Raw genomic sequence first — 26,110 nt, 5'->3', positions numbered from 1 at the left:
CCAGTTTGCGCGAGAGGGTGGGTGAACCAGGTCGTCCACGAAGTGCTGAGCACGCGCACTCGGGCGAAGCTGGTGTGGCTGACCGCTTCACCACCACGAACCAGGAGGCACCGGCGTGACCTTGCCGACCACGAACAACGTGGGCATCCCCGTCGCCAGCGACAACGATTCGCTGACGGTGGGTGCCAACGGCCCGATCCTGCTCCAGGACCACTACCTGATCGAGAAGAACGCCCAGTTCAACCGTGAGCGCGTGCCAGAGCGTGTCGTCCACGCGAAGGGCGGCGGCGCGCACGGCTTCCTCGAGGTCACCGAGGACGTCAGCCAGTTCACGAAGGCCGCGCTGTTCCAGCCGGGCGTGCGCACCGAGAGCCTCGTCCGCTTCTCGTCCGTCGCGGGCGAGAACGGATCGCCCGACACCTGGCGCGACCCGCGCGGTTTCGCGGTGAAGTTCTACACCTCCGAGGGCAACTACGACCTCGTCGGCAACAACACCCCGGTGTTCTTCATCCGCGACCCGATCAAGTTCCCGGACTTCATCCACTCGCAGAAGCGCCGCGCCGACAACCACCTGCGCGACCACGACATCCAGTGGGACTTCTGGACGCTGCGGCCCGAGTCCGCGCACCAGGTCACCTGGCTGATGGGCGACCGCGGCATCCCGTCGAACTGGCGCGAGATGGACGGTTTCGGCTCGCACACCTACCTGTGGGAGAACGCCGGCGGCGAGAAGTTCTGGGTCAAGTACCACTTCAAGACCGACCAGGGCATCGGCTACCTGCCCCAGGCCGACGCGGACCGCATCGCGGGCGAGGACTCGGACTACTACATCCGGGACCTGTTCAAGAACATCGAGAAGGGCAACCACCCCAGCTGGACGCTGTACGTCCAGGTGATGCCCTACGCCGAGGCCGCGGACTACCGCTTCAACCCGTTCGACCTGACCAAGGTGTGGCCGAAGGGCGACTACCCGCTGATCAAGGTCGGCCGCTGGGTGCTCGACCGCAACCCGGCGAACTACTTCGCGGAGATCGAGCAGGCCGCGTTCGAGCCGTCCAACCTGGTGCCGGGCATCGGCCCGTCGCCGGACAAGATGCTGCAGGGCCGCCTGTTCGCGTACCCGGACGCGCACCGCTACCGGATCGGCGCGAACTACACGCAGCTGCCGGTCAACGCGCCGAAGTCCCCGGTGAACAGCTACTCGCGCGACGGCGCGATGCGCTACAACAACCCGGGCGACCCGGTGTACGCGCCGAACTCCAAGGGCGGACCGCACGCGAACGCCGAGATCGCCGCCGAGACCGCCTCGGGCTACGGCGTCGAGGACGAGGTCATCCGGTCGGCGTACAAGCTCCACGCCGAGGACGACGACTTCGGCCAGCCGGGCACACTCGTGCGCGACGTGATGGACGACGAGCAGCGTGAGCGGCTCGCGAGCAACATCATCGGCCACGCTTCGAACGACGTCTCCCAGCCGGTGCTGGAGCGCGTCTTCGAGTACTGGCGGAACGTCGACAAGGACCTCGGCGACAAGGTCGCGGACGCCTTCCGCAAGTAGAACGACCTCTCACCAGAGGCTGCTCCCACCACTGGAACGCACCCGGTGCGCGGCATCCCCGCGCACCGGGTGCGTTTCCATGTCCCCACTCGCATGTGAAGCCAGAAGGTGGCGGGACGTGCGTGGGGGACGCCCCGAGTGGAGCAGTGCGACACGCTTGTCCGACGGAGTGATGAAGCCAAACGATCACCGTTTACACCGCTGTGGGTGAACGAAGCGCACCGCCGTGTCGACCGGTCACCGGTAGTCATAGAAAGCCGGGAAAAGGGTGATCTTCAGGGGGAAGCACAAGATTTCGACGTTAATCAATTGCGGGAGTCTTGCTCGCGAATGAATCCGGCACGTAAGGGTTAGAAAACGGTTCAAACCGGTGATCGGGTGGTGTTCGGCCGATACGGCGGGTATCGATTTACCTCGTCAGGTCCCAGAGGCCAGGAGGTAAGGGAATGAAAGGCAACATTGCCCGGACGATTGCCGCGGTAGCCGCGGGCAGTCTGTTGGCGGTGGCCTCAGCCGGCGCCGCGACGGCTAGCACCGATGGTGGAAAGGGTTCCTCGAATACGCAGGCTCTCGCCGCGCAGGTGTTGCAGATGCGCGACGGTCTCACCAAGGTCGCGTACGGCGGAGACGTCGCCAAGACGCGAGCGGACCTGGACAAGCTGAGCCCGGTCCTCGGTGACATCGCCGCAGGCAAGCGCTACCAGATCCAGACCGAAACGCAGAAGCTCGGCGACCTGGCCAAGGGCCGCTCCGACGAATCGAGCAGGCTGCTGGCCGATCCGACGGCCAAGGCGCGCCAGTTGCCGCCGCTGCCGGTGCCGATCCCGTCGCTGCCGGACCTGCCCGGACCGTTGAAGATCGTCAGTGACCTGGTGAAAGCCCTGTTGGTGGCCGTGACCGGCATCCTCGCCGGCCTGCTCGGCGGAGTTCCTGTCCCGCCGCTGCCTGTCCCGCCAGTGCCCCTCCCCACGCCCTAGAGAGGCGCGAGAGACATCCGGTTCCGCCGTGCAGGGCGGCGGGCCACGATAGGGGGCCGGAGCCCGGGTGGGGACATTTCTCCTCACTCGGGCTCTGGCCGTCACTTCGGGGCGAGGCCCAGCCTCAGGGCTCCCGCCGCCTCGGCCGTCGCTTCCCGGAACCGGCGGCCGACGCCGAGGAAGTTGATGTATCCGTGGATCAGGTCCGGCTGGCGGCTGAGCGCCACCGGGACCCCGGCCTTCCGCAATTTCTCCGCGTAAGCCTCGCCCTCGTCGCGCAGCGGATCGAAACCGGCCGTCGCGATATACGCGGGCGGCAATCCGGAAACGTCGCCGTGCAGCGGGGAAAGTTTCGGGTTGTACAGATCGGTGCCTTTCGGCACGTAATGTCCTTCGAACCAGGTCATATCGGAATCGGTGAGGAACAGGTCCTCCGCGAACAATTCCCGGGAGCGCCGTCGCACGGTGAAATCCGTCGCCGGATAGAACAGCAGCTGGAAAGCCGGGACCCCGCCGCCGCGTTTGACCGCCTGCTGCGCGGTCACCGCCGCGAGGTTCCCGCCCGCGCTGTCACCGCCGACGGCGATGCGGGCCGGGTCGGCGCCCAGGTCCCGCGCCTTCGCGAAGGCGTACTCGAACGCCGCGATCGCGTCCTCGGTGGCGCCGGGGAACCGCGTCTCGGGCGAGAGCCGGTACTCCACCGAAAGAACCCGCACCCCGGCGTGTTTCGCCAGGTAGCGGACGGTGTTGTCGTGGGAGGCGCGGCTGCCGACCACCCAGCCGCCGCCGTGGAAGAACACCAGCAGCCCGGACGGGTCCGGGAGACCGGCGGGCGTGTAGAGCGTGGCGGGCACGTCGCCGTCGCCCGTCGGGATCAGCAGGTCCCTGGTGGCGACCGGCTCGATCGTCGGCCCGCTGACCAGATGCGTGCTCGCCAGGAGCATGCGGCGCGACTGTTCGACGCTTCCCCGGGTCAGCGACGCCTTCGCGATCTTCTGGAGGCGAAGCAGGAGCTGGGCGTCGAGGGCGAGTTCCTGTCCGTCCAGCCGGAGCGGCGATCCGGCGATGGCCCTTCTGACCGGTTTCGGGAGCCAGAACGCCAGCTGCGAGAACGCGGCCTCGGCACGGATCTGGAGCGGTATCGCCATGTCTCCTCCTGGGGGCTTCCCGACAGGTTACTTGCGAGTAGGTAGGCCGTCCAGCGGGAACGGCGGCGGCTGGGGCGATCGGGTGTGACGCAGGACTCCGTTCCAGATCCTGGTCCTCCACTTAAGTAGAGGGGTTAGCCTCGAAAGCGTGACTTCGACGAACGCGGTTCATGTCCTCGGTATCGGCGGCTCCCTGCGGGAGGGCTCGCAATCCGAGCGCGCGTTGCGCATCGCCCTGGACGGCGCCGCCGAGGCCGGGGTCACCACCGAACTGATCGCCGGACCCGAACTGGTGCTGCCGTTCTACGACACCGCGTTGGCGGACCGGCACGAAAGGGCCGTTCGTCTGGTCGAGGCCATCCGCCGCGCCGACGGGATCGTCGTGGTCTCGCCCGGCTATCACGGAGCGTTGTCCGGCTTGGTCAAGAACGCCCTGGACTACGTCGAGGATCTGCGTGACGACGCCCGCCCGTATCTCGACGGCCGCGCGGTCGGCCTGGCCGCCGTCGCGTTCGGCTGGCAGGCCGCCGTCACCACGCTGGAACAGCTGCGCACGATCACGCACGCGCTGCGCGGATGGGCCACCCCATTGGGTGGTTCGATCAACACCGCGGAGACGAAGTTCGACGAAGCCGGTGGCGCTTCCGACGACAAGAGCGTCCGCACACTTCGCCTGATCGGGAGCCAGGTCGCCGAGTTCGCGCTGAGTCGCGCCGGTCACCAGTAGTTTGTTCCGGTCGTCGTCCGGGTAATTCCCGGACGTGATGCCTGCCATGGGGTGGCAAGGTTTCGCGGTTGCGGGACGTTGGCACCACAGAGACGCTCAACGGGGCGTGTCTTGAAACCAGGAGGTAGGCGAAGAATGGCTGAGGCTCTGTACACCGCTGTTGCCACCGCTCGCGGCGATGGCCGCAACGGTGAGGTCACGTCCTCCGACGGCGTCATCGACGAGTCGCTGGCGATCCCGAAGGAGATGGGCGGTCCGGGCGGGGACAAGACCAACCCCGAGCAGCTGTTCGCCGCCGGTTACTCCGCCTGTTTCCACTCCGCGCTCCAGGTCGTCGCGCGCCAGGCCAAGGTGAAGCTGGAGGGTTCCACCGTCTCCGCCGAGGTCAGCGTGCTCAAACAGGGCGAGGGTTTCGGTCTCGCCGTGGCGCTCAAGGTTTCGCTGCCCGGTCTGGAGCAGGCGCAGGCCGATCAGCTCGTCGAGCAGGCGCACCAGGTGTGCCCGTACTCGAACGCGACCCGGGGGAACATCGAGGTCGCGCTGTCGGCGACGGTCTGATCCCGTCCGCGGCAGGTCCACTCCCGAACCGACTGATTCCCGAAAGGAAGACCGAAGATGGGCAAGTCCCCGATCCAGAGTCCGTTGAGCGACGCCGACAAGGAGATCACCGGTAACGCCTTGCAGGCTTCGCTGGTCGACCTGGTGGACCTGTCGCTGATCGCGAAGCAGGCCCACTGGAACGTCGTCGGCGCGAACTTCCGCAGCGTGCACCTCCAGCTCGACGAGCTGGTCGACATCGCGCGCCAGTACACCGACGAGGTCGCCGAGCGCGCCAACGCCATCGGTGTCTCGCCGAACGGCCAGGCGAAGGCCGTCGTGGAGAGCTCCGGCCTGCCGCACTACCCCGACAACTGGCAGTCCGTCGAGTCGACGGTCGCCGCGATCGTCGAGATCCTCGCCGCGCTGATCGAGCGGCTGCGCGGCCGCATCGACGAGACCGACAAGAGCGACCTGGTCACCCAGGACCTGCTGATCGCGATCACGCAGGAGCTCGAGAAGGCGCACTGGATGTGGCAGGCGCAGCAGGCCTGACCCCTCCGGTCCCGTAGATGTCAGGAAAGGGTCGTTCAAGACGTTTTTCGTCTTGAACGACCCTTTCCTGACACCCGGGCCCGCTGATCGAGGTGCCCTCGGAGGCTCCCGCGGTTAGGTTCGGGTCCATGGTGCTGCACAAGGGGAACGCGACCGACCAGGACCGCAAGAGCGGGGCCAACCCGTTGTACGCCGGCGCGTATCCCGCGCTGGCCGCGAACTTCCGTCTCCCGCACGACAGCCTCGCCGACGATCCGCTGCCGCCCGACACCGCGCTCCAGCTGGTGCGCGACGAGCTGATGCTCGACGGCAACGCCCGGCTCAATCTCGCCACGTTCGTCACCACGTGGATGGAGCCGCAGGCCCGTGAGCTGATGGCCGAGTGCGTCGACAAGAACATGATCGACAAGGACGAGTATCCGCAGACCGCGGAACTCGAGCGGCGGTGCGTGAACATCCTCGCCGATCTGTGGCACGCGCCGGATCCGACCGCGATCATGGGCTGCTCGACGACCGGCTCCTCCGAGGCCTGCATGCTCGCCGGGATGGCGTTGAAGCGCCGCTGGTCGAAACTCGGGCGTACCGGGAAGCCGAATCTGGTGATGGGCGCGAACGTCCAGGTGTGCTGGGAGAAGTTCTGCGAGTACTGGGAGGTCGAGCCGCGGCTGGTGCCGATGGACGGTGACCGATTCCATCTCACCGCGGACGAGGCGATCGCCCGGTGCGACGAGAACACGATCGGTGTCGTCGCGATCCTGGGGTCCACTTTCGACGGCAGTTACGAGCCGGTCGCCGAGATCGCGGACGCGCTCGACGGGCTGCACGAACGGTCCGGCTGGGACATCCCGGTGCATGTGGACGGTGCTTCGGGCGCGATGATCGCGCCGTTCCTGGATCCGGAGCTGAGCTGGGACTTCCGGCTGCCCCGGGTGGCGTCTATCAACACGTCGGGGCACAAGTACGGGCTGGTCTATCCCGGTGTCGGCTGGGTGTTGTGGCGTGACAAGGCGGCGTTGCCCGACGAGCTCGTCTTCAACGTCAACTATCTCGGTGGCGACATGCCGACTTTCGCGCTGAACTTCTCGCGTCCCGGTGCCGAGGTGGCCGCGCAGTACTACACGTTCGTCCGGCTCGGGCGTGAAGGTTTCCGTGCGGTGCAACAGGCTTCGCGTGATGTGGCGACCCAGCTGGCGGACGGGATAGCCGGGCTTGGCCCGTTCGAGCTGCTGACGCGTGGCGATCAGCTGCCCGTGTTCGCCTTCACGACGAAGGCGGACGTCGAGGGCTTCGATGTCTTCGACGTGTCACGGCGGCTTCGGGAGCGCGGGTGGCTTGTCCCGGCGTACACGTTCCCGGAGAACCGGATGGATCTCGCGGTGCTGAGGATCGTGGTGCGCAACGGTTTCACGCATGATCTCGCGGATCTGCTGCTGGAGGATCTCCGGCGGCTGCTGCCGGAGCTCGATCACCGGCCGGGGCGGCGGACCGCGTTCCATCACTGAGCCGGGTGCCCTGCGTCACGCCGGATTTCCCTGGGCCCTACCGGCGCGTAACGTCGTGGGGTATGGGAGTCGCCGGAGACGAACGTCGTGCGTTGAGCGAGCTTTTCGAAGAGGTCGGGCCGGACGCGCCGACCTTGTGCGCGGGCTGGAAGACGCGGGATCTGGCGGCTCATCTGCTGGTCCGTGAGCGGCGGCCGGACGCGATGCCGGGGATTCTGGTGCCGGCGCTGGCGTCGTACACGCAGAAGGTGCAGGACGCCTACGCGGCGCGGCCGTGGGCCGAGGTCGTCGGGAAGGTGCGGTCGGGTCCGGCCTGGTTCTGGCCGACGTCGATCGGTGCGCTCGACGAGCTGACGAACAGCGCGGAGTTCCTGGTGCACCACGAGGACGTCCGACGTGGGCAGCCCGGCTGGGAGCCGCGTCCGGCCGAGTCCGCGCGGGACGCGGCGGCGTGGAAGTCTGCCAAGCAGGCTTCGAAGCTGAACCTGCGGAAATCACCGGTCGGCGTGGTCCTGAAGACTCCCGAAGGCCGCGAAGCGCGGGTGAAGGAAGGCCCGGACACGGTGACCGTGGTCGGTACGCCGATCGAGTTGCTGCTGTTCGTCTTCGGCCGGGACGCGGCCCGGATCACCTTCGAAGGTGACGCCTACGCGGTGGACAGGCTCCGGAAGCACGACCGCGGACTCTAGAGTCGGTGCATGCCGATGATCAGCGTTTCGATGTTCCCCGGCCGGACGGCCGAACAGAAGCAGGCCCTCGTGCGCGAGGTGACCGATGCCTTCGTCCGCACCTGCGGCGGCAACCCCGACGGCGTCTGGGTGACCATCAACGAGATCCCCGCCGAACACTGGGCGGCTGGCGGCACCCTCTTCTCGGACCGCTGACCCCACACGCCGAAACCAGCCCCACCCCAGCCCCCCGCCCTCCCTGGGGGACGGCCCCGCACCCAGCGTAGCGCGGGGGTAGGACGTTTCCGGTCGATCGCGGGCCGGGAGGGGCCGGTTGTCCACAACGGGTTCCCGCTGTGGACAACCGGCCCGAAGACCTGCGAAGCAACGAAGCCGCGAAGGTCAGCGAAGCCCGACGGCTCGCAGCGCGAAGAACACCTCGATCGCCGTCTGCTTGATCGTCTCGGCGATCACCAGCGACCCGTGGCCCGCGTCGAAACGGTAGAACTCGAACGGGATCTCGCGCTTCGCGAGCCTGTCGAGGTAGTTCTCGACCTGCCGGATCGGGCAGCGCGGGTCGTTGTCCCCGGCGAGCACCAGCACCGGCGCCGTCACGGCCTCGACGTAGGTGATCGGCGAGCATTCCCGGTACACCGCCGGCACTGCCTCCGGCGAACCGCCGAACAGCGCCCTGTCGAACGAGCGAAGCTGCTCCATCTCGTCCTCGTACGCGGCGACGTAGTCCGCGACAGGCACTCCGGCGACCCCCGCCGCCCACCGCCCCGGCTGGGTGCCGAGCGCCAGCAGACTCAGATAGCCGCCCCACGAAGCGCCGTTCACCACACACTTTTCCGGATCCGAGAGTCCACTTTGGACGGCCCAGTCGTGCACGGCGGCGACGTCTTCGAGTTCGGTCAGGCCCGGACGCCCTTCGATGGCGTCGCGCCAGGCCGACCCGTAGCCGGTCGAACCGCGGTAGTTGACCTCGACGACGGCGAAACCGGCGTCGAGCCAGACCGCGCGGTACGCGGAGAACCGGTCCTCGTCGGCCGAGTGCGGTCCGCCGTGCAAGGAGAAGACCGTCGGAAGAGGGCCTTCGGGCGCGTCGGCCGGACGCGAGACCAGCGCGTGGATCTGCCCGCCGATCCCGTCGACGAACGCGTCGGTGACCGGCGCGGATTCCGGCGCCCGCTCGCCCGGCGGTTCGAGGAGCACCGAGTCGGCGCCGTCGGCGGTCCGCGCGCGCACCGCCGTCGGCCGCGCGGCACTGGACCACGAGTACTCGACGGTGCCGTCGGGCCGCACCCCGGCGCCGCCGATCCGGCCGGGCGGAGTGTCCAAAGAGGACAGTTCGCCGCTCGCGAGGTCGTACCGGTGCAGGGAACTGCGGCCCTGGTGGAAGTGGACGACCAGCAGCGCCCGCGCGTCCGGGTACCAGCCCGCGACCACTTCGCCGGGCAGGTCGAGCTCGATCTCCTGCTCGGTGTCCGCGGCGGTGTCCCAGATCAGCAGTTCCTCGCGGCCACGCCGCTCGTGCAGCACCAGCAGCCGCTGGTCGCCCGCGACCGGCGAGAACTCCAGCGCGCCGAGCCCCTTGCCGTCGCCGTCCCACTTGTCGGCAACCGCGGTGAAGCCGTCCGTCGAAAGGACGCGCAGCGCGGGGTGTCGCGAATCACCGTGTTCGGAATGCGAGATCGCGAGCAGCGACTCGTCGCGGGAAAGCGAGGCGATCCCGGCGTCGTCCTCGTGCCGGTAGAAGCTGGTGGTCTCGCCGCCGATGTGGGCGAAGAGTTCGCTGCCGTCGTCGGTCGAGACGCCGACGGCGATCACGCGGGTGCCGATCTCGAGCCCGGCGGGGTAGCCGTCGTGGACGTCCGGCACCGCGCGCTCGGCGGCGGCTCCCGGCGCGAACGGTTCGCGGACCCAGGAACCGAACTCGTCGCCGTCGGTGTCGTCGAACCACCAGATCCAGCGGCCGTCCGGGGACGGCGTCGCGTGCATGGTGCCGTTCGGCCGGTCGGTGACCCTGCGGTGCTCGCCGGTCGAGCGGTCCCAGGAGTAGACCTCCCAGACGCCGCTGGCGTTGGAGACGTAGACGTTCGCGTCCGGCGCGTCGATGGCCCACTCGGGGACCGAGATGCGCGGCGCGTGGAAGCGGGCCCGCCACCTGGCCTCGGCTTCGGCGTCGTCGAACAGGCGGTCCGGGACCGCCGCGGACGGATATTCAGTGCCTGGCTGCGTGCTCACCCCTCGATCCTGCCACTCCGGAGCCGTACTGTGTGCGGGGTGCTGGAGGGAAACGCGCCGCGCGCCGCGGTGTCCGCGCGGTCAGCGCGCCAGGCGGTCGAACGGGCCGTGTTCGCGCAACCGCTGTTCGGACCGGGGATGGGGTTCGTCGACGTCGGCTGCGGGCCGGGTTCGATCACCCTCGGTATCGACAACGGACACAGAAAGTCCACAGTGGACTTCTTGGTGGCGGACGCGTGCGCGTTGCCGTTCGCCGAGGCTTCGGTGGACGTGGTCTTCGCGCACGCCGTCTTCGAGCATCTGAAAGAACCGGGTGTCGCGCTGGCGGAGCTCCGGCGGGTGCTCAAACCGAGCGGCGCGCTCGCACTGTCCACATCGGACTGGAGCCGGGCTCGGCTGCGGCCGAAGACGGCGAACGTCGACGCCGCCCTTCGCGGGCACTACCTGCTGTGCCGTCGCGCGGGGGGTGACCCGTTCGCCGGACGTTCGATCTCGGCCGCGGTCACGGCCGCCGGTTTCACCGACGTGCGGGCGAAAACCCGCTATCGCACGGACGCGACGTACCGGGCGCTGGCGACGTACGTGGAGGCGCGTCTGGTGACGGCGCTGGAAACCGCGACGACCCCGGACCGGGATCAGCTCGCTTCGGCCGCCCGCTCGGCGTGGTCGTGGGCGCGGTCGGGGGATGGGGATTTCGCGCAGTGCTGGACCGAGCTGCTCGCCACCCGCTGACTCGCGGGCGGGAACCCTGAGGCGGGGTTTGTCCACACATGCCCGCCGTTGTGGACAACCAGCCCCTCCAGGCCCGCTTTCCATCGGTTCCGACGGTCCTGGTCGATACGCTGGGTCCGGGGTCGCCCCCCTGGGAGTGGCGGGGGCTGCGCGGGGCGCTTTCGGGAGGGCGGGTGTTCCGGAGGGTGGGGGCTGAAGGGGACTTTCGCCGCATGTCATGCAGGGAAAGCGTCCTTCGGCCCGGGCCGCAACGCAAGAAGGCCTCGCTCGCGGAATACACGAGCAAGGCCTTCTTGATCCAGCGTCGGGGTGGCGGGATTCGAACCCACGACCTCCTCGACCCGAACGAGGCACGCTACCAAGCTGCGCCACACCCCGGATACTTCTTAGCGGGTCGAGGAGAAGTTTAGCGGACGGTGTTTCGGGCTTTGCGGGGGGCTGCTTTCCGGTGGTTCTCGCTGGTCGTGCCCCGTGGGACGAGGGTCAGCAGGCTCGCCTCGGGCGGGCACGCGAAGCGGGCCGGAGCGTAGGGCGACGTGCCCAGTCCGGCGGAGACGTGCAGCCACATCTGGGCGCCCCAGCGGGACGCGCCGCGGGCCCGGGTGCGGTCGAGTTCGCAGTTGGTGACGAGGGCGCCGTAGCCGGGGACGCGGAGCTGCCCGCCGTGGGTGTGGCCCGCGAGGACGAGGTCGTAGCCGTCGCCGGCGAATTCGTCGAGGACGCGGGGTTCCGGGGAGTGCGTGACCCCGATGCGGACGGCGGCGCCGGTGTCGGCCGGGCCCGCGATGTCGGCGTAGCGGTCGCGGCGGAGGTGGGCGTCGTCGACGCCAGCGGTGAACACGTACTGGTCGGCGACCTCGATGGTGCGCCGGACGTGCGTGAGGTCGTCCCAGCCGTGTTCGACGAAGGCCGCGCGCAGGTCGCGCCACGGCAGATGCTCGCCGTGGATCCGCTTCTTCTTGCCCTTCGGCATGAGGTAGCGCGCGGGGTTCTTCGGCTTCGGTGCGTAGTAGTCGTTGCTGCCGAAGATGAACACGCCGGGCCGGTCCAGCAGGGGGCCGAGCGCGCGCAACACGGACGGCACGGCCTGATGATGTGACAAATTGTCACCGGTGTTGACGACGAGATCCGGTTCGAGTTCGTCGAGCGCGGCTACCCAGCGTTGCTTGCTCACGTGACCGGGGAGCATGTGCAGGTCCGAGATGTGGAGGATCGTGAAGGGTTTCGCCCCCGCGGCGAGGACCGGGAGCTCCGCGGTCCGGAGCGTCCACCGGCGCCTTTCGATACCGACTGCGTAACCGAGGGTCGCGGCTCCCAGGGCGACGGTTCCCACGGCCAAGCGCCGTACCGTCGCCCCCGAAGTACTGTTGTTACTGAGCGTGCTCACAATGTCCAGTTTACGTGCTCATCAGGGGTGATCGTCCGCCCCCATTCCAGCGAAGCCGAAGAATCGCTAGAATGGCCTCTTTTCTTCACTTTCCGTGGTCGACGCGGGGTGTCGCGATCAGCCGACATGATCCCGTCGACCACTGTTCCCCGTTAGGCCGCCAGTCGCTCACTTAAAGTTAGATTCATGTGACTCATCGTGGTTTGCGCTGGTGAATGCGGCTCTGGTCGATCAGCGTCCGCCGCCCATGTACTTCGGGTCCGGCGCCGGCAACTGCAGTGCTTCCTGGCCTTCGAGGATCTTCGACATCGCCCCGAACCAGGTCTGCGCCGGCGTCTTGCCGCCGAACATGTTCTCGCAACCGCGGGTGGTCACGTTGCCCGGTCCGAGGTAGCAGAGACCGCCGTTTCCGCCCTTGGGGCGGAACACCATCGCCGCGCCCGCGAGCTGCGGGGTGGCCCCGAGGTACGTCCCCGAGCCGTTGCTCTGCGTGGTCCCGGTCTTGCCCATCACCGGCCGGTTCCACCGGGCGTTGCCCGCCGCGCCCGCCGACGTCCCGCCGGGCGCGCTGTCCCGGCTCAGGCCGACCGCGAGAGTGTTCGCGAGGCCTTCGGGCACCACCTGCTCGCAAGCGGCTTCCTTGACGGGGACGGGCTTTCCGTCCCGGTCGGTGATCCCGGAGAGGGGGGTCGGCGGGCACCAGACGCCGCCGCTCATGATCGTCGCGCCGACGTTCGCCAGTTCGAGGCCGCTCAACGGAGCCGGGCCGAGGGTGAACGACGCGTTGCCGGGCCAGCCGGGCCGCGGGCCGAAGGCCTGCAGCTGGCTGGTGTTGGCGCCGGGGTTGTCGGATTTCGGGTCGACGGCGCCACCGCCGAGGTTGCTGGCCATGGTGTCGCGCATGCCGAGCTTGCGCGCCATCTCGACGACCGGCCCGGTGCTCCCGATTTTCTCTTCGAGGGCAACGAACGCGGTGTTCGGCGACGTCGCCAGCGCCTGCTGCATCGACATGACGCCGCCGGCCGGGTTGTAGTCACCCGCGTTGCCGAGGCAGTACCAGCGGGAGCGCATCGGCGGCCCGGTCGGGGCGCATTTGTTGCCACCACCGGCGAACACGCTGGAGGTGAAGAAGTCGGGCACCGGGAGCGGGCTGTTGATCCCGGCCACGCCCGCTTCCAAGGCCGCGGCGGCGGTGAAGACCTTGTACGCCGAGCCGGCGCCACCGGTGTTGTACACGCCGGAAGGCAACGCGAACGTCGTCTGCCCTTGGTCTTCGTGCAGCCCGTAGTCACGGTTCGCCGCGAGCGCCACGACTTCGTGCCGGTCCTTGCCCGGCTTTACCAGCGACAGCGTGTTCGCGACGTTGTCCTGGGTCTTCTTGACCTGGGCCTCGGCCGACATCTTGGCCTCGTGGTTCGACCGTTCGTCCAACGTGGTCTTGATCTGGTAGCCGCCGGTGTACAGGTCGTCCTTCGTCATGCCGTTCTTGAGGAGATAGTCCTCGACGTACTGACAGAAGAAACCGTTTTCCGTCCCGGCGCCGGTGCAGTTCGACGCGGGTTTCTGCGGGCCGCCTTCGACGACGCCGAGCGGCTCGGCCTTGAACCGTTCCGCGTCCACCTTCGCGAGTTTCTGGTTGTCGACCATGCGGTCCAGCACCAGATTGCGGCGCTCGGTCGCCTTCGCCGGGTTCTTCCACGGGTCGTTGACGACCGGGTTGTTCACCAGACCGGCCAGCAGCGCCGCCTGCGGCACCGTGAGCTTCTCGACTGGCGTGTTGAAGTACGCGTTCGCGGCCGCGCCGACGCCGAAGATCTCCCGCGAGAACTCGACGACGTTCAGATAGCCGGTCAGGATCTGCATCTTGTTCAGCTTGGTTTCCAGCTGGATCGCGATCCGGGCTTCCTTCAGCTTCCGGGCGACCGACTGCTCCTGTGCGCGCTTCTGGCCCGGCTTGTCGTCCCGGTAGACGACGTTGATCAGGTAGTTCTTGACGTACTGCTGGGTCAGCGTCGACGCGCCCTGCGTGTCGCCGCCGGTGCTGTTGCTGACCGCCGCGCGCAGCGTGCCCTTCCAGTCCACCCCGTTGTGCTCGTAGAAGCGCTTGTCCTCGACCGAGATCAGCGCCCACTTCATGGCGTCGTTGATCTGCGACTCGGTGGTCGGGATGCGGAACTGCTTGTACAGCGTCGCGATCTGCTTGCCGGTGTTGTCGGTGATCGTCGTCACCAGGGGCGGCGGAATGTCCGCGAGGTCCGAAGATGTCTTGTCGACGGTCTCGCTCGCCTGGTTGGAGAGAACGCCCGCGGCACCCGCCACGGGGAACAACATCCCCGCGACCAGCACCCCCGCGAGCACACACAGGCCAATGAGCTTCAGCAGACCGTCCGTTTTGCGCACGCGGACCAGGGTACGCGGAACCCGTTAGCCCACCGTGACGTCACCTCGCTGTGGGTGCGGATTCGGTCACGAAACCGACCCCATGTGGTGACGGCTGGTAGTCGGAGGCATTCTAGGGCTTGGCGGAGGGAACCGAGGGCCCTTACAGTCCGTCAACGTCTCACGTATGAAAAAGCCGACAGACGGGTGAGTGCGAGCGGCAGTCGCATTCGACCGAACGGAGGCACCCGGCACCGGGGAGGTGCCGGCTCAACCGACGTGAGCACACAGGGAGACACGCTCATGGGGGCAGGAGCGCAGGCTTTTCGTCCTCCCGTGGTGTGTCGAACACCAGGGTAGGGAGCTGGGGGTATGGAAACCAACCAGTCGAGCTGGCGAGTCAATGCGTCGTGCCGCGACACCGATCCGGACGGCTTGTTCGTCCGGGGGGCGGAACAGAACCGGGCCAAGGCGGTCTGCCTCGGATGCCCGGTCAGGACGGAATGCCTCGCCGAAGCGCTCGATGGCCGGATCAACTTCGGCATCTGGGGAGGTATGACCGAACGGGAACGGCGGGCGCTGCTGAGGCGGCGGCCGGACGTTTCCAGCTGGTCCGATCTGCTCGAAGCGGCGAAGCGCAGCTTCACCGGGATCGACGAAGAGGAAGACGTCCGCGTCCGAGTCTCGTGATCATCGTTCCGTGAAGGGCCCCTTCCCCGAGTCCAAGGTGGGGAAGAGGTCCTTCACGGACGATCAGGACCGAGTCGCCAGGCGTGTGCCGATGTCGCGCAGGCCTTCGAGATCGTGCACGTCGCTGGGGAGCGCGGGCACCCGCACCAGCGGGACCTCGGGATGCGCCCGCGTGAACCTGGCGAGCAGCCGCGTCTCCCGGTCGGCCAGCGCGACCCGGTCCGCGTGCAGGCGGAGGACGGCTTCGGCCAGCGGTGCGCTGGTCTCGCCCTTCGCCAGCTGCTCGGCGGCCGCGACGGCCTCCGCACCGGACAGCGGGGCGAGCACCGGATGCGTCCGGTTCGCGACCAGCCCGGCCAGCGGCATGCTCTCTTCCGAAAGCCGCTCCACGAAGTAGGACGCCTCGCGCAGCGCGTCCGGCTCCGGCGCGGCGACCACCAGGAAAGAAGTGCCGCCGGACCGCAGCAGCTCGGAGGTCTTGCGCGCGCGTTCGCGGAAGCCGCCGAACATGCTGTCGAAGGCCTGCATGAACGCCGAAGCGTCGGTCAGCAGCTGGCCGCCGATGATCGTCGAGACGGCCTTCGCGAACATCGAGAACCCGGCGTTGACGACCTTGCGCAGACCCCATCCGCCCGCCTTGGCCGGACCGGTGAGCAGCCGGATCATCCGGCCGTCGAGCGCGCTCGAAAGCCGCGTCGGCGCGTCGAGGAAGTCCAGCGCGGACCGGCTCGGCGGCGTGTCGACGATGATCAGGTCCCACTCGTCGGTGGCCGCGAGCTGCCCCAGCTTCTCCATCGCCATGTACTCCTGCGTGCCGGAGAACGACGTGGAAATGGTCTGGTAGAAGGGGTTCTGCAGCAGCTGTTCGGCGCGTTCCGGGCCGGCGTGCACCCGCACCATGTCGTCGAAGGTGCGGCGCATGTCCAGCATCATCGCCCAGAGCTCGCCCTTGGGTTCGAAGCCTTCGACCTGCACCTGCTTCGGGTGGTTACCCAGTTCGCGCAGGCCGAGCGCCTGCGCCAGCCGCCGGGCCGGGTCGATGGTGAGGACCACCGTCTGCCGTCCGCGTTCGGCCGCGCGCAACGCCAACGCCGCCGCGGTGGTCGTCTTGCCGACGCCACCGGATCCGCAGCACACGATGACCCGGCTTTCCGGATCGTCGATCAGCTTGTCGATCTCCAGGATGTCGTCCGGCATCAGCGCACCCCCTGCTCGGTCAGCGCTTCGGCGAGGTCGTAGAGCGCCGCGACGTCGACCCCGTCGGTCAGATCCGGCAGTTCGAGGCCCGGCAGGTCCGCCTCGGACAGTTGCTCGCGGGCGCGTTGTTCGGCCGCGACCCGGACGGCGTGCTCGACGGTCTCCTCGACCAGCGCGTCGAGGGTGCTTTCGGGCAGGTCCAGCCCGGCCGACGCGAGCCCGGAGCGGACCCGTGAGGCGTCGACGCGGCCGTCCGCGGCGGCGGTCACCGAACGGGCGGGCAGCCGCGGCGGGCGGACCCGGTTGACCAGCACCGCGCCGGGGCGCAGATCCGCGCCGTCGAGTTCGGCGACCGCTTCGACGGTCTCCCGCACCGGCATCTCTTCCAGCAGCGTCACCAGGTGGACGGCGGTCTCGCCGGAGTGCAGCAGCCGGACGACGCCGTCGGCCTGGCCGCGGATCGGGCCGGTCTTGGCGAGATCGGTCAGCGCCTTGGTGACGTCGAGGAACTTCACGACGCGGCCGGTGGGCGGCGAGTCGACGACGACGGCGTCATAGGTGTGGCGGCCGTCCGATTCGGTGCGGCCGACGCATTCCTTGATCTTCCCGGTGAGCAGGACGTCGCGCAGCCCCGGCGCGAGCGTGGTCGCGAACTCGATCGCGCCCATCCGCCGCAGCGTCCGCCCCGCGAAGCCGAGGTTGTAGAACATCTCGAAGTATTCGAGGAGCGCGGCTTCGACGTCGATGTGCAGCGCGCGCAGCTCACCGCCGCCGGGGACGGCCGCGATGCGCTGCTCGGCGTACGGCAGCGGCTCGGTGTCGAAGAGCTGGGCGATGCCCTGGCGGCCTTCGACCTCGATCAGCAGCACGCGGCGCCCGCCTTTGGCGAGCGCGAGGCCCAGGGCAGCGGCGAGCGTCGTCTTGCCCGTCCCGCCCTTACCGGTGACGAAATGCAGCCTGGCTCTCGCGAGTTCATCGGTCCAGCCGGCAAGGGGAGTGCTCACCGGTCCCACCCTAATTGAGCCCTTAGCTCGCCAGCATCATGACGCCGAGCGCGGCGGCCACCACGGCGACGATGACCCAGGTCAGGACGCCGGGCAGCGCCGTGAGCATCACCACACCGAGCAGCACGAGGACCACGAAGGCCACCGCGCCGGTGATCGCGACCGCTCCCGAGGTGTTCCGGCGGTCCCGGGCCTTGGCCATCAGGACCAGCACCAGCGGCAGCCCGGCCGCGGCGAGCAGGACGGTCGCGACGATGCGCCAGGTCTCCACGGGCCCAGCCTAGCGAGGGCTGAAGTACGTGAAGGCCCCCTTCATGTACCTAGGCGCAAGGAAGGGGGCCTTCATGTACTTGGAGCGGGTCAGCTCCCGATCGGGGTCGCGGGCACGCACGGCACCGGCTTCGCGTGCGATGGGTCGAGCGCGTTGAGGACGTGCCCGGCCGCGTTGCGGTCGGCGGCGACCCCGGCGTGCTCCGCCAGGTCCAGCAGACAGCCGTCCTGCAGGACGATGTTCTTCACGTTCGGTCCCTTCCCGAGCCCGCTCGTGTACGGGACGACGGCTTCGTCATAGCGGGTCAGGATGTTCGTGTAGGTCACCCCCGGCTGGAATATGCCGTTGCCGGAGCGCAGGTTCGTGAGGAATTCCGAACCGCGCAGGAACTGGCGGCACGAGCCGCAGACCGGGTCGAGGATCCCGTTGATCCCGGGCGCCAGGCCCAGCGCGCTCGCGAGCGCGTACAGATGCGAAGCGCCGAACAGCGTCGTGCCGTCCCAAAGCGGGGTCAGGCTGACGTACTTGTCCACTTTGGACGCGCCGCCGAGGAACTTCACGTAATAAGAAGGCATCAGCGTGCCCTCGGAATGCCCGAGGATGTCCACCTTGGACGCACCGGTCGCGCCGAGCACCTTGTCGACGAACGCCGAGAGTTCCTTCGCGCTCTGTTCCATCGGGACGAGTCCGCCGGGCTGGTAGACCGGCAGCGGCTTCCCGGGGATCCCGTAGGTGAGGGAGAAGACGCAGTAGCCGTCGTTCTTGAGCAGCGGGCCGAACGTCTGCCAGTTCACCGTCTGATTGGCGCCGAGGCCGTGGGTGAGTACGACCGGGTTCGGATGCGAGGCGGTCGGACGGCAGTCGAAGTCGTTCGAACCGGGCGGCGGGCCGCCGGGGTTCGCCGCCTGTGCGGGCAGCGCCGCGGCGAGTGTCCACGGAACGGGAAGTTTCTCGTCCGCGTACGCCGTCGAAACGCAGATCAGGGCAAGGACCGCGGCCAGGCAGGCGACGGCGAGGGACTTCGTTGTCCGCATGTCAACGTCCTATCTACTCCCGAGTAGGTGTGAAGTGAAACACATCGGCGGGAAATCGGCGAGCCGGTCACGAGAGGGTTTGCCGCATGTGTGTCGGGCGCCCTTGCCGGTTTGGCTACGCTCCCGGGCATGAGCGACGCCAAGTGGGAGTACGCGACCGTCCCCCTGTTGATCCACGCCACCAAGCAGATCCTCGACCAGTGGGGCGAGGACGGCTGGGAGCTCGTCACCGTGCTCCCGAACCCGACCGGCGAGCAGCACGTCGCCTACCTCAAACGAGCCAAGAACTGAGGGATTGAAGCCATGACCTGGAGCGATCGACTCGCCGAGCTCGGTATCGAACTGCCCGGCGTCGCCGCCCCGCTGGCGGCCTACGTGCCCGCCGTCCGCACCGGTTCGCACGTCTACACGTCAGGGCAGCTGCCCTTCGTGAAGGGTGAGCTCGAAGCGACCGGCAAGGTCGGCGCCGAGGTCAGCCCCGAAGAGGCGAAGCAGTACGCGCGGACGTCGATCCTCAACGCCCTCGCCGCGGTCGACTCGGTCGTCGGGATCGACAACATCGCGCGGGTCGTCAAGGTCGTCGGGTTCGTGGCGTCCGCGGAGGGCTTCACCGGTCAGCCCGCGGTGATCAACGGCGCGTCCGAGCTGCTCGGGGAGATCTTCGGCGAGGCCGGCATCCACGCCCGGTCGGCCGTCGGCGTCGCCGAGCTGCCGATCGGGGCGCCGGTCGAGATCGAACTGATCGTGGAGGTGAAGTGATGGATCCGGACATCGAGAAGTCCTCGCACGAGCTCCTGCTCCGGCTGGCGGGGCGCCTGCCGGACCAGCTCCTGTGGCGGTTCCGCGACTGGCTGGGCGAGGGCGCGATGGGCACGCTCGCGCGGACCCTGCCCAGGTCTTTGCTTAAGCACAGGATCGACCTGGATCAAACCGAGTATCGCCTGCTAGTCGCCGGGCTCATTCCTCACGGAGCCGACTGGCATCAGGTGAGTTCCACCCTGGGGGTAGACGACGTCACCGAGACCAGGTACACATTCACGCAGAGTGCGCCCGAATGGGTGAACTCCGTCGACTCTGTGTCCGTATTGATCCACGCGACGTTGCGAGGACGGCCGGATGTGGGTGAAGTGCGGCAAAGCTGGCGACACCTCGGTGTGGTCGGCGAGGGTGGGGCGAAACGAGTCCTCCTGGTCACGGCGACGAACGGTCTGCCGAGGCTGACCGGCGAACTGCAGCGCGTCCTGCGCGTGCTGGGTGACGAGGAGCCCGGCGTCGAGGTTCTCCCGCCGAGCATCGACCTCACCGGCTATCACCGCACCGCGCTCGCCAACTCCGAGCTGGTCTGTGTGGGCGCGGTGGACACCGGAAGTCGGCTGGTCGCCGCTTAACGCTCGCACCACCAGGCGAGCCGGGAGGGAGCAGAGCAATGGTGGAGGTCCACGACGGCCCGCCCATGGACGGGTTCTCGGTGCCCCTGCGCCTGCACAACCTGTTACTGGCCCTGGCGGGTCGAATCGACGACAGTGCTTTGACCGAAGCGCGTGAGCTGATCGCGCGTGCGCACATCGACGAAGCGGTGGAGCTCACCACCGGAACCCTGATCGCGGGGAAGATCCCGGTGAGCTCGTCCGAACAGCGTGAGCTCGCGCTCGTCCTCGAAATGAGCCGGTCCGACGCCACCTTGGCGAACGACCTGCTCGTCGAGGAGGACGAGTCGGTGCTCACGCACCGGTTCACCGGCGAGAACCAGCCCGAATTCGGCCTCGCCGAGGCGCTCGACCGCACCCTGCAGGTGCTGCCGGACGTCCGGTCGGTGCACGCGGTGTGGCGGAACACGCCCGCCGGCAGCGTGCCCGGCGCGCTGCCGCAGCGCGTGGTCCTGGTCGAGATCGGTCCCGAGGGCAACCCGCCCGCGGTCGCGTTCCGGGTGGACACCGCGCTTCGCCGCGCGGGCATCCGCTCGGTCGTCGAGGTCGCGGGACCCGGTGTCGCGCGGTCCGCGTACCACCAGGCCGCCTCTTCGGCCGCGAGCCCGGTCTGGGTCACGGGGAGCACCCACTCCAGTGACTTTCGGTCCGAGCCGATGACCCCGCCGCCCGCTCCCGCTCCGGCTCCCGAGCCGGTCAAGGAGCAGCCGAGCAGGCACGGGCTGCGGCCGGTCGGCAGCGGCGGCCACGAACCGGTCGAGCCGATCGCGCCGGTGGTGCCGATCGTGCAGCAGGCGGCCACGCCTTCGCCGTCTTCGCCCGTGTCCTCGCCGGAGCAGGCGCCGCCGCGCAAGTCGCGGGCGGAGACCCGTGCCGAGCGCACGGCCGACCTGACCCCGGCCGAGGTGGCCCAGCTGCGCCAGGCGCTCAAGGAGGACCCTGAGAAGGGCCGTGAGATCGCCTCGGGCAAGCCGAGCATGCACGAGGTCGTCGAGCTGCCCGCTCTCGACCTCGACGACCCCAGCCTGAGCGAGCGCGACCGCGCTCTCCTGCGCGAGCTGCACGCCGAGCTCGCCGAACGGGAGCGCGCCGAAGCGGCGAAGATCCGGCTGAACGGTGCTTCGCGCAGTAGCGGTTCCAGCTGGTCCTAGCAAGCCCCACGCAATTCGTCCTCTGGATGCGGTGGTTGCACGCGCAACTATCGCAACTAGAGGACGAATTGCGATGTTAACGTGCGGGTGTGGCTGAAGAACTGACATTCGACATCCCGGTGGGGGCCGGGGTGGGCACCCGGGCCAACGCCGACGGCGAGCCGGTGACGCCCAAGGACGCGGCGACCGTGATCCTCCTCCGCGACGGCGCGCAAGGCGTCGAGGTCTTCCTGCAGCATCGCGTGAAGGGCATGCCGTTCGCGGGCGGGATGACCGTCTTCCCCGGCGGCGGCGTGGATTCCCGCGATGTCGACGCTTCGGTGAGCTGGACGGGCCCGGAGCCCGCGTGGTGGGCGGAACGCTTCGGCTGCGAGGAATCGCTCGCCCGCGCCCTGGTGTGCGCGGCCGTGCGGGAGACGTTCGAGGAGTCCGGCGTGCTGCTCGCGAGCACCGGGGACGCCGTCGTCACCGACACGACGCCGTACCAGGAAGCCCGCGGAAAGCTGGTCTCCCGCGAACTCTCCCTCGCCGCGTTCCTCGAAGCGAACGGCCTGACGCTGCGCGCGGATCTCCTGCGCCCGTGGGCGAACTGGCTCACCCCGCCGCAGGAACCGCGCCGCTACGACACCTGCTTCTTCGTCGCCGTGCTGCCCGAGGGGCAGGAGGCGGACAGCGCCACCTCCGAGGCCGTCAGCACCGGCTGGCAGCGGCCGGAAGAGGCCATCGCCGACGCCAAGGAAGGGCGCCGCATGCTCATGCCACCGACCTGGATCACCCTCGCCGAACTGGGCGGGTTCGACTCGGCCGCCGCGGCGCGGGCCGTCGAACGCGAGATCGTGAAGATCATGCCGACGCTGGTGCGCGAAGGTGACAAGGTCCGCGTCGTCATGGACCCGGCATGAGCGCCCCCGCGTACGGCGTGCTGCGGCAGGTGACGCCGACGGCCTCCGTGCTGCTGGAGAACAACCCGTCGTCGATGACGTTGGAGGGCACCAATTCCTGGGTGCTGCGCGGGGCGGGCGCGTCCGGCTCCGTGGTCGTCGACCCCGGGCACGAGGACATCGAACACCTGACCCTGCTGGCGGAAACCGGCGACGTCGAGCTGATCGTCCTGACCCACCACCATCCGGACCACGCCGAGGGCGCGCCCTGGTTCGCCGAGCGCGTCGGCGCTCCGGTGCGGGCGTTCGACGAAGCGCTGTGCATCGGCGGGAAGTCCCTTGTGGACGGTGAGGTGATCGAGGCGGCGGGCCTGCGGCTCTCGGTGCTGCACACGCCCGGGCACACCGGCGACTCGATCTGCCTGGTGTCCGACGGGCAGATCCTGACCGGCGACACCATCCTCGGCCGCGGCACCACCGTGCTGCACGACCTCGGCGACTACCTGCGCTCGCTGCGCAAGCTCATCGAACTGCCCGAAGGCACCACCGGTCTGCCCGGGCACGGCCCGGAACTGCCCGACCTCGCCGCGACCGCGCGCGAATACCTGGCGCACCGGGAAGAACGGCTGGACCAGGTACGTTCGGCCTTGGAGAAACTCGGTGCGGACGCCACCCCGCGCCAGGTCGTCGAAGTCGTCTACGCCGACGTCGACAAGGCCTTGTGGGCGCCCGCCGAGTGGAGTGTGCAGGCACAGTTGGAGTACCTGAGGTCGGAGGACGGCGAATGAGTGACGTCGAGGTCGAGTTCTACTGGCGCCCCGGATGCGGGTTCTGCGCCGCGCTGGAGCGGCCGCTGTCGAAGAGCGGTTTCACGGTGAAACGGGTCAACATCTGGGAGGACCCGGACGCGGCGGCGCGAGTGCGCTCGGTGGCGGACGGGAACGAGGTCGTGCCGACGGTCTTCGTGGGCTCGACGGCGATGGTGAACCCTTCGTTCGCCGAGATCGAGGCTGCCGTGAAGGCCGCTTCCGTCTGACTCCCCGTGGTGGCTAGGACGGTTCTCAAGGCGAAGGTGGCGTCGTGTCTGAGCCCAGGGTGCGCGAAGACGCGACTCGCGTGATCAGAGACGGATCTCGCGTGATCGCCCCTCTTGCCCGAACACGACCCCCTTGATAACCGTCCTGGCCGCTCACGAGACCGGTGTCAGCGCGGGAGCATCGGCATCACGTAGTACGTCAGCTCCACGTCGCCCGGCTCGACCGCGCGGATGACGCAGGCCCGCATCCCGGGCTGGATGTCGAGCCGCACCCGTTCCCCGGCGAACCCCTGTAGCGCGTCCAGCAGGTAACGCGCCTGGAACGAGGGCGACGTCCGGCCGCCGGAGACGTCGGCCTTCAGGGTCTCCTCGGCCTCCCCGGTGTCCTGCTTCGAACTGGCCAGCCGCAGTTGCGAGTCGCCGACCTCCAGCGTCAGCACCCGGCGCTCGTCCGCGTAGACGCCCACGCGGCGCACGGCGGCGGCCAGCGAGTCGGCGGCGACCTCGACCGTCGTGTCCACAGTGGACGATTCGATCAGCTTCTCCGACAGGAATCCCGCGTCCAGCACGGCCGTGGTGACGGTGACGCTTTCCCAGCTCAGCCCGAAGCGGGTCCCGTCGCCGTGCAGGCCGACGACGCCGCGCGCCTGCTTCGCCGTCTCGGCGAGCAGGCCGGCCGGGACGAGCGCGTCGACCGGCTCGCCCTCGCCGCGCAGCGGAAGCGTGGCGACGGCCATGCGGTACCGGTCGGACGCCGTCAGCCGCAGCTCACGGCTGAAGCTCTGCACGCGGACGCCGGTGAACATCGGCAGCGCGTCGTCCTTGGCCGCCGTGCCCGCGACCGTCCGCAACGCCGTCGCCAGCGCGGCACCGTCCACTTCGGACACCTTGGGCGGCATCTCCTGGAGCAGCAGTTCGCGGCTCAGCAACGGCAGCGCGAACCGGCCGCCCTCCACGCGCACGGCCAGCCGTGATCCCTCGACGACCAGGCGCACCCGATCGTCTTCGAGCATGCGCAACGTTTCCGCGAGCGGCCCGGCCGGGACGAGGACCTCGCCGTCGGTGTGGGTGACGGCGTCACAGGTCAGGCGGACGGCGCGTTCGCTGTCGTTCCCGCCGACGGTCAGGCCGTCCCGCCCCGCGCGCAGGAGCAGGCCGGAACGGGGCGAAAGCAGCCGGGCGGCGGCGGAAACGGCGGACGAGAGGGAGCGGGTGGCGGCAGTCAGGTCCATGCCCGCAAGTTAGCGGGCGGCACCGACAAGTTCGGAGGCTTCGACGACGGCTCCGGACGGCTGCGGGCGGAAGGTGCCGCGCAGCAGCCACACCACCGCGGCGAGCGCGAACCCGACGGCGCCGGCGGCGAGGAACGCCGCTTCGTGCCCCGCGTGCTCGACGAGGTACCCGCTGATCGACTGCCCGAACGCGAGCCCGAGGGTCACCGCGGTGAGCACCCAGCCGAACGCTTCGGCCGCCGTGCCCTTCGGCGCGGCGATCTCGATGGCCGCCGAATGCGTCGTCGACTGCGGCGTGATCAGCGCGCCCGCGGCGAGCATGGCGAGCGCGAGGCCCCAGAGCGACCCCGGCAGCGCGAGCAGCGCCACCAGCGCTCCGAACCCGGCCAGCAGCACCGGCAGCCGCAGGCCCATCTGACGAGGCCACGGCCGCAGGCTGTACGCGACACCGAACGCGACCGAGCTGACCGACCAGGCCGACAGCAGCAGCCCGCCGATCGAGGTGTTCCCGGCTTCGGTGGCGGCCGCCGGGACGGCGACCTCGACGAACCCGATCACGGCGCCGAAGCCCAGCGCGGCGAGCGCGAGCGTGCGCATCCCGGGACTGGCCAGCGCGCCGAGCAGTTTCCCGCCCGACGACGGCGCCGGTCCCCAGGCCCGCACCGTCGGGCTCAGCGCGAAGAACACCGCGCCCGCGATCATCGTCAGCGAACCGGTCACGATGCCGGTGCCCGCCCACGGCGCGGCGATCAGCAGCCCGGCGAACCCGGGACCGAGGATGAAGAAGACCTCCATGCTGATCGCCTCGTAGGAGAACGCGGCGTTCCGCGTCGGCCCGGCGGGCAGCAGGCGTGTCCACAGCGCCCGCGAGGCCGAACCGACCATCGGTTCCGTGATCCCGGTGCCGAAGGCGAGCGGGACCAGCACGAGCGTCGGCGAGTGCGCCTCGATCGCGAACACCAGGCCGGTCATCGCCAGCGCGAAGAGCATCGTGGTGACCAGCAGCGGCCGTGTCGGGCCGAAGCGGTCGATGAGCCGTCCCTGCACGACGGCGCCGACGGAGACGCCCACCAGCGACCCGGCCGACACCAGCCCGGCCGAGGCGAAGGAGCCCGTCTCACGCTGGACGTAGAGCAGCGCGGAGATGCCGATCATCGCGATCGGCAGGCGGGCGAGCAGCGACGCGATCACCGCCCCGCGGGATCCGGGCGCGGTCAGCGCGGCGCGGTAGTCGGCGAGGGAGGTGCGGTGGCTCTCGGCGGAAGCGGACACAGACTGGGACACGCGTACCAGTATGAACTACTTTGGTACGCGAGTACCAGATCTGTCCCGGTAAGGTTTGTCACCCCCCGTTTTCGGGTAGTACGGACCCGGAAGCCCGCAGGTTCGTCACGATCAGGTAACAGTCAGTCGATTTTGAGTCATTCGGGGCAACAAATCGACGCAGATGGCGTCCTTGAGAGTGAAAGAACTTGTATCCACGGCCGACGGCCGTGGATGGTTGTACGACAACCACACAGTCTCCAGCTCCCTCCGGCGTACGGGTCGGGGCCTTGTTCCGGAGGGCGGGGAGCGCGGATCGTCGGGGGATGGTCCGCGCACAGCGAAGAGCCGGTGCGCCACGTCGGGGGTGGCGCCCGGCTCTTCGTTGTGTGTACCGGTCCCGGATGTCATGAAAGGGTCGTTCAGGACGAAAAAACTAAATAAAAAACCAATAAAAAAAAAAAGGTGATGCGAGAAAAATATAAAAGGAGCGGCGGGCCAAGAGAT

27 protein-coding genes and 1 tRNA gene are annotated in these 26,110 nt (G+C 68.8%); 17 read left to right on the top strand and 11 right to left on the bottom strand.

Annotated elements, in window-relative coordinates:
• Window positions 1–115: 115 nt before the first annotated feature.
• Entirely contained in the window at window positions 116–1,558 is a 1,443-nt protein-coding gene (locus AB0N89_RS31725) for a catalase (protein ID WP_364212120.1), read from the top strand.
• A gap of 446 nt (window positions 1,559–2,004) precedes the next feature.
• Entirely contained in the window at window positions 2,005–2,535 is a 531-nt protein-coding gene (locus AB0N89_RS31720; RefSeq protein WP_364212117.1) for a hypothetical protein, read from the top strand.
• A gap of 101 nt (window positions 2,536–2,636) precedes the next feature.
• Here AB0N89_RS31720 and AB0N89_RS31715 read toward each other — a convergent pair whose 3' ends face one another.
• A complete protein-coding gene (locus AB0N89_RS31715; RefSeq protein ID WP_364212114.1) occupies window positions 2,637–3,683 on the bottom strand; it encodes an alpha/beta hydrolase in 1,047 nt (348 codons plus the stop codon).
• Between the two features lie 148 nt (window positions 3,684–3,831).
• Between AB0N89_RS31715 and AB0N89_RS31710 the strand changes: the two genes are divergently transcribed.
• The 6 genes from AB0N89_RS31710 (at window position 3,832) to AB0N89_RS31685 (ending at window position 7,888) form a co-directional block, all read left to right on the top strand.
• Complete coding sequence (locus AB0N89_RS31710; RefSeq protein WP_364212112.1) at window positions 3,832–4,410, top strand: NAD(P)H-dependent oxidoreductase; 579 nt, start codon at window positions 3,832–3,834, stop codon at window positions 4,408–4,410.
• A 135-nt stretch (window positions 4,411–4,545) separates the two neighbouring features.
• Window positions 4,546–4,968 carry an organic hydroperoxide resistance protein gene (locus tag AB0N89_RS31705; RefSeq protein ID WP_364212109.1) on the top strand — a complete coding sequence of 141 codons (423 nt, stop codon included), beginning with the start codon at window positions 4,546–4,548 and terminating at the stop codon, window positions 4,966–4,968.
• Between the two features lie 57 nt (window positions 4,969–5,025).
• The gene (locus tag AB0N89_RS31700; protein WP_364212106.1) at window positions 5,026–5,502 is read left to right on the top strand and encodes a DNA starvation/stationary phase protection protein; all 477 of its coding nucleotides are present in this window, start codon (window positions 5,026–5,028) and stop codon (window positions 5,500–5,502) included.
• Between the two features lie 128 nt (window positions 5,503–5,630).
• On the top strand, window positions 5,631–7,004 hold the full coding sequence (locus AB0N89_RS31695; protein WP_364212103.1) for a glutamate decarboxylase: 1,374 nt from the start codon (window positions 5,631–5,633) through the stop codon (window positions 7,002–7,004).
• Window positions 7,005–7,066: 62 nt separating this feature from the next.
• Window positions 7,067–7,693, top strand: a complete 627-nt coding sequence (locus AB0N89_RS31690) for a TIGR03085 family metal-binding protein (protein WP_364212100.1) — start codon at window positions 7,067–7,069, stop codon at window positions 7,691–7,693.
• Between the two features lie 9 nt (window positions 7,694–7,702).
• Window positions 7,703–7,888: a 2-hydroxymuconate tautomerase gene (locus AB0N89_RS31685; protein ID WP_093932328.1), complete on the top strand. Its 186-nt coding sequence runs from the start codon at window positions 7,703–7,705 to the stop codon at window positions 7,886–7,888.
• Window positions 7,889–8,074: 186 nt separating this feature from the next.
• On the opposite strand, the gene AB0N89_RS31680 is transcribed toward AB0N89_RS31685, so the two are convergent.
• On the bottom strand, window positions 8,075–9,919 hold the full coding sequence (locus tag AB0N89_RS31680; RefSeq protein WP_364212097.1) for a prolyl oligopeptidase family serine peptidase: 1,845 nt from the start codon (window positions 9,917–9,919) through the stop codon (window positions 8,075–8,077).
• A gap of 39 nt (window positions 9,920–9,958) precedes the next feature.
• Between AB0N89_RS31680 and AB0N89_RS31675 the strand changes: the two genes are divergently transcribed.
• Window positions 9,959–10,651 carry a methyltransferase domain-containing protein gene (locus AB0N89_RS31675; protein ID WP_364212094.1) on the top strand — a complete coding sequence of 231 codons (693 nt, stop codon included), beginning with the start codon at window positions 9,959–9,961 and terminating at the stop codon, window positions 10,649–10,651.
• Window positions 10,652–10,955: 304 nt separating this feature from the next.
• Here the strand turns inward: AB0N89_RS31675 and AB0N89_RS31670 are convergent.
• The 3 genes from AB0N89_RS31670 to AB0N89_RS31660 form a co-directional block, all read right to left on the bottom strand.
• Window positions 10,956–11,029 (bottom strand) — tRNA-Pro (locus tag AB0N89_RS31670).
• 28 nt (window positions 11,030–11,057) lie between these two features.
• Complete coding sequence (locus AB0N89_RS31665) at window positions 11,058–11,984, bottom strand: metallophosphoesterase (RefSeq protein ID WP_005166976.1); 927 nt, start codon at window positions 11,982–11,984, stop codon at window positions 11,058–11,060.
• 285 nt (window positions 11,985–12,269) lie between these two features.
• Window positions 12,270–14,438, bottom strand: a complete 2,169-nt coding sequence (locus AB0N89_RS31660) for a transglycosylase domain-containing protein (protein WP_364212091.1) — start codon at window positions 14,436–14,438, stop codon at window positions 12,270–12,272.
• A gap of 351 nt (window positions 14,439–14,789) precedes the next feature.
• Between AB0N89_RS31660 and AB0N89_RS31655 the strand changes: the two genes are divergently transcribed.
• On the top strand, window positions 14,790–15,107 hold the full coding sequence (locus AB0N89_RS31655; RefSeq protein ID WP_364212088.1) for a WhiB family transcriptional regulator: 318 nt from the start codon (window positions 14,790–14,792) through the stop codon (window positions 15,105–15,107).
• Between the two features lie 63 nt (window positions 15,108–15,170).
• On the opposite strand, the gene AB0N89_RS31650 is transcribed toward AB0N89_RS31655, so the two are convergent.
• The 4 genes from AB0N89_RS31650 to AB0N89_RS31635 form a co-directional block, all read right to left on the bottom strand.
• Window positions 15,171–16,304, bottom strand: a complete 1,134-nt coding sequence (locus AB0N89_RS31650) for an ArsA family ATPase (RefSeq protein WP_364212085.1) — start codon at window positions 16,302–16,304, stop codon at window positions 15,171–15,173.
• The gene (locus tag AB0N89_RS31645) at window positions 16,304–17,308 is read right to left on the bottom strand and encodes an ArsA-related P-loop ATPase (RefSeq protein ID WP_364212082.1); all 1,005 of its coding nucleotides are present in this window, start codon (window positions 17,306–17,308) and stop codon (window positions 16,304–16,306) included. The genes AB0N89_RS31650 and AB0N89_RS31645 overlap by 1 nt, the downstream gene beginning before the upstream one ends.
• A gap of 22 nt (window positions 17,309–17,330) precedes the next feature.
• Window positions 17,331–17,579 (bottom strand): hypothetical protein, encoded by a 249-nt coding sequence (locus AB0N89_RS31640; protein WP_364212079.1) that lies wholly within the window; start codon window positions 17,577–17,579, stop codon window positions 17,331–17,333.
• Window positions 17,580–17,668: 89 nt separating this feature from the next.
• On the bottom strand, window positions 17,669–18,613 hold the full coding sequence (locus AB0N89_RS31635) for a lipase (protein WP_364212076.1): 945 nt from the start codon (window positions 18,611–18,613) through the stop codon (window positions 17,669–17,671).
• 129 nt (window positions 18,614–18,742) lie between these two features.
• Here AB0N89_RS31635 and AB0N89_RS31630 point away from each other — a divergent pair, with 129 nt between their 5' ends.
• The 7 genes from AB0N89_RS31630 (at window position 18,743) to AB0N89_RS31600 (ending at window position 23,108) form a co-directional block, all read left to right on the top strand.
• Complete coding sequence (locus AB0N89_RS31630) at window positions 18,743–18,904, top strand: DUF4177 domain-containing protein (protein ID WP_157358207.1); 162 nt, start codon at window positions 18,743–18,745, stop codon at window positions 18,902–18,904.
• Window positions 18,905–18,916: 12 nt separating this feature from the next.
• Window positions 18,917–19,372, top strand: a complete 456-nt coding sequence (locus AB0N89_RS31625; RefSeq protein WP_093932336.1) for a RidA family protein — start codon at window positions 18,917–18,919, stop codon at window positions 19,370–19,372.
• Window positions 19,372–20,001, top strand: coding sequence for a hypothetical protein (locus AB0N89_RS31620; RefSeq protein ID WP_191256611.1), 630 nt, complete (start codon window positions 19,372–19,374; stop codon window positions 19,999–20,001). Before AB0N89_RS31625 ends, AB0N89_RS31620 begins: the two co-directional genes overlap by 1 nt.
• 38 nt (window positions 20,002–20,039) lie before the next feature.
• Window positions 20,040–21,191 (top strand): hypothetical protein, encoded by a 1,152-nt coding sequence (locus AB0N89_RS31615; RefSeq protein WP_364212071.1) that lies wholly within the window; start codon window positions 20,040–20,042, stop codon window positions 21,189–21,191.
• Between the two features lie 89 nt (window positions 21,192–21,280).
• On the top strand, window positions 21,281–22,093 hold the full coding sequence (locus tag AB0N89_RS31610; protein ID WP_364212068.1) for an NUDIX hydrolase: 813 nt from the start codon (window positions 21,281–21,283) through the stop codon (window positions 22,091–22,093).
• Entirely contained in the window at window positions 22,090–22,860 is a 771-nt protein-coding gene (locus AB0N89_RS31605; RefSeq protein WP_364212065.1) for an MBL fold metallo-hydrolase, read from the top strand. Before AB0N89_RS31610 ends, AB0N89_RS31605 begins: the two co-directional genes overlap by 4 nt.
• Entirely contained in the window at window positions 22,857–23,108 is a 252-nt protein-coding gene (locus tag AB0N89_RS31600) for a glutaredoxin domain-containing protein (protein WP_184896862.1), read from the top strand. The genes AB0N89_RS31605 and AB0N89_RS31600 overlap by 4 nt, the downstream gene beginning before the upstream one ends.
• A gap of 167 nt (window positions 23,109–23,275) precedes the next feature.
• On the opposite strand, the gene dnaN is transcribed toward AB0N89_RS31600, so the two are convergent.
• Window positions 23,276–24,340: a DNA polymerase III subunit beta gene (gene dnaN / locus AB0N89_RS31595; protein ID WP_364212061.1), complete on the bottom strand. Its 1,065-nt coding sequence runs from the start codon at window positions 24,338–24,340 to the stop codon at window positions 23,276–23,278.
• A 9-nt stretch (window positions 24,341–24,349) separates the two neighbouring features.
• A complete protein-coding gene (locus AB0N89_RS31590; protein WP_364212058.1) occupies window positions 24,350–25,624 on the bottom strand; it encodes an MFS transporter in 1,275 nt (424 codons plus the stop codon).
• Window positions 25,625–26,110 lie beyond the last annotated feature (486 nt).

It is taken from the genome of Amycolatopsis sp. NPDC089917, from assembly GCF_040684635.1.
In the GTDB taxonomy this organism is placed as follows: Bacteria; Actinomycetota; Actinomycetes; order Mycobacteriales; family Pseudonocardiaceae; genus Amycolatopsis.
Note: the sequence above shows the minus strand (reverse complement) of the source record. Positions and strands in the feature narration are given on the sequence as shown.

Coding starts and splice junctions, on each gene's coding strand:
- AB0N89_RS31605 (WP_364212065.1), top strand. CDS start 22,090: ATGAGCGCCCCCGCGTACGGCGTGCTGCGGCAGGTGACGCCGACGGCC.
- AB0N89_RS31695 (WP_364212103.1), top strand. CDS start 5,631: ATGGTGCTGCACAAGGGGAACGCGACCGACCAGGACCGCAAGAGCGGG.
- AB0N89_RS31690 (WP_364212100.1), top strand. CDS start 7,067: ATGGGAGTCGCCGGAGACGAACGTCGTGCGTTGAGCGAGCTTTTCGAA.
- dnaN (WP_364212061.1), bottom strand. CDS start 24,340: ATGGACCTGACTGCCGCCACCCGCTCCCTCTCGTCCGCCGTTTCCGCC.
- AB0N89_RS31625 (WP_093932336.1), top strand. CDS start 18,917: ATGACCTGGAGCGATCGACTCGCCGAGCTCGGTATCGAACTGCCCGGC.
- AB0N89_RS31600 (WP_184896862.1), top strand. CDS start 22,857: ATGAGTGACGTCGAGGTCGAGTTCTACTGGCGCCCCGGATGCGGGTTC.
- AB0N89_RS31700 (WP_364212106.1), top strand. CDS start 5,026: ATGGGCAAGTCCCCGATCCAGAGTCCGTTGAGCGACGCCGACAAGGAG.
- AB0N89_RS31650 (WP_364212085.1), bottom strand. CDS start 16,304: ATGCCGGACGACATCCTGGAGATCGACAAGCTGATCGACGATCCGGAA.
- AB0N89_RS31615 (WP_364212071.1), top strand. CDS start 20,040: ATGGTGGAGGTCCACGACGGCCCGCCCATGGACGGGTTCTCGGTGCCC.
- AB0N89_RS31630 (WP_157358207.1), top strand. CDS start 18,743: ATGAGCGACGCCAAGTGGGAGTACGCGACCGTCCCCCTGTTGATCCAC.
- AB0N89_RS31685 (WP_093932328.1), top strand. CDS start 7,703: ATGCCGATGATCAGCGTTTCGATGTTCCCCGGCCGGACGGCCGAACAG.
- AB0N89_RS31655 (WP_364212088.1), top strand. CDS start 14,790: ATGGAAACCAACCAGTCGAGCTGGCGAGTCAATGCGTCGTGCCGCGAC.
- AB0N89_RS31635 (WP_364212076.1), bottom strand. CDS start 18,613: ATGCGGACAACGAAGTCCCTCGCCGTCGCCTGCCTGGCCGCGGTCCTT.
- AB0N89_RS31715 (WP_364212114.1), bottom strand. CDS start 3,683: ATGGCGATACCGCTCCAGATCCGTGCCGAGGCCGCGTTCTCGCAGCTG.
- AB0N89_RS31620 (WP_191256611.1), top strand. CDS start 19,372: ATGGATCCGGACATCGAGAAGTCCTCGCACGAGCTCCTGCTCCGGCTG.
- AB0N89_RS31720 (WP_364212117.1), top strand. CDS start 2,005: ATGAAAGGCAACATTGCCCGGACGATTGCCGCGGTAGCCGCGGGCAGT.
- AB0N89_RS31705 (WP_364212109.1), top strand. CDS start 4,546: ATGGCTGAGGCTCTGTACACCGCTGTTGCCACCGCTCGCGGCGATGGC.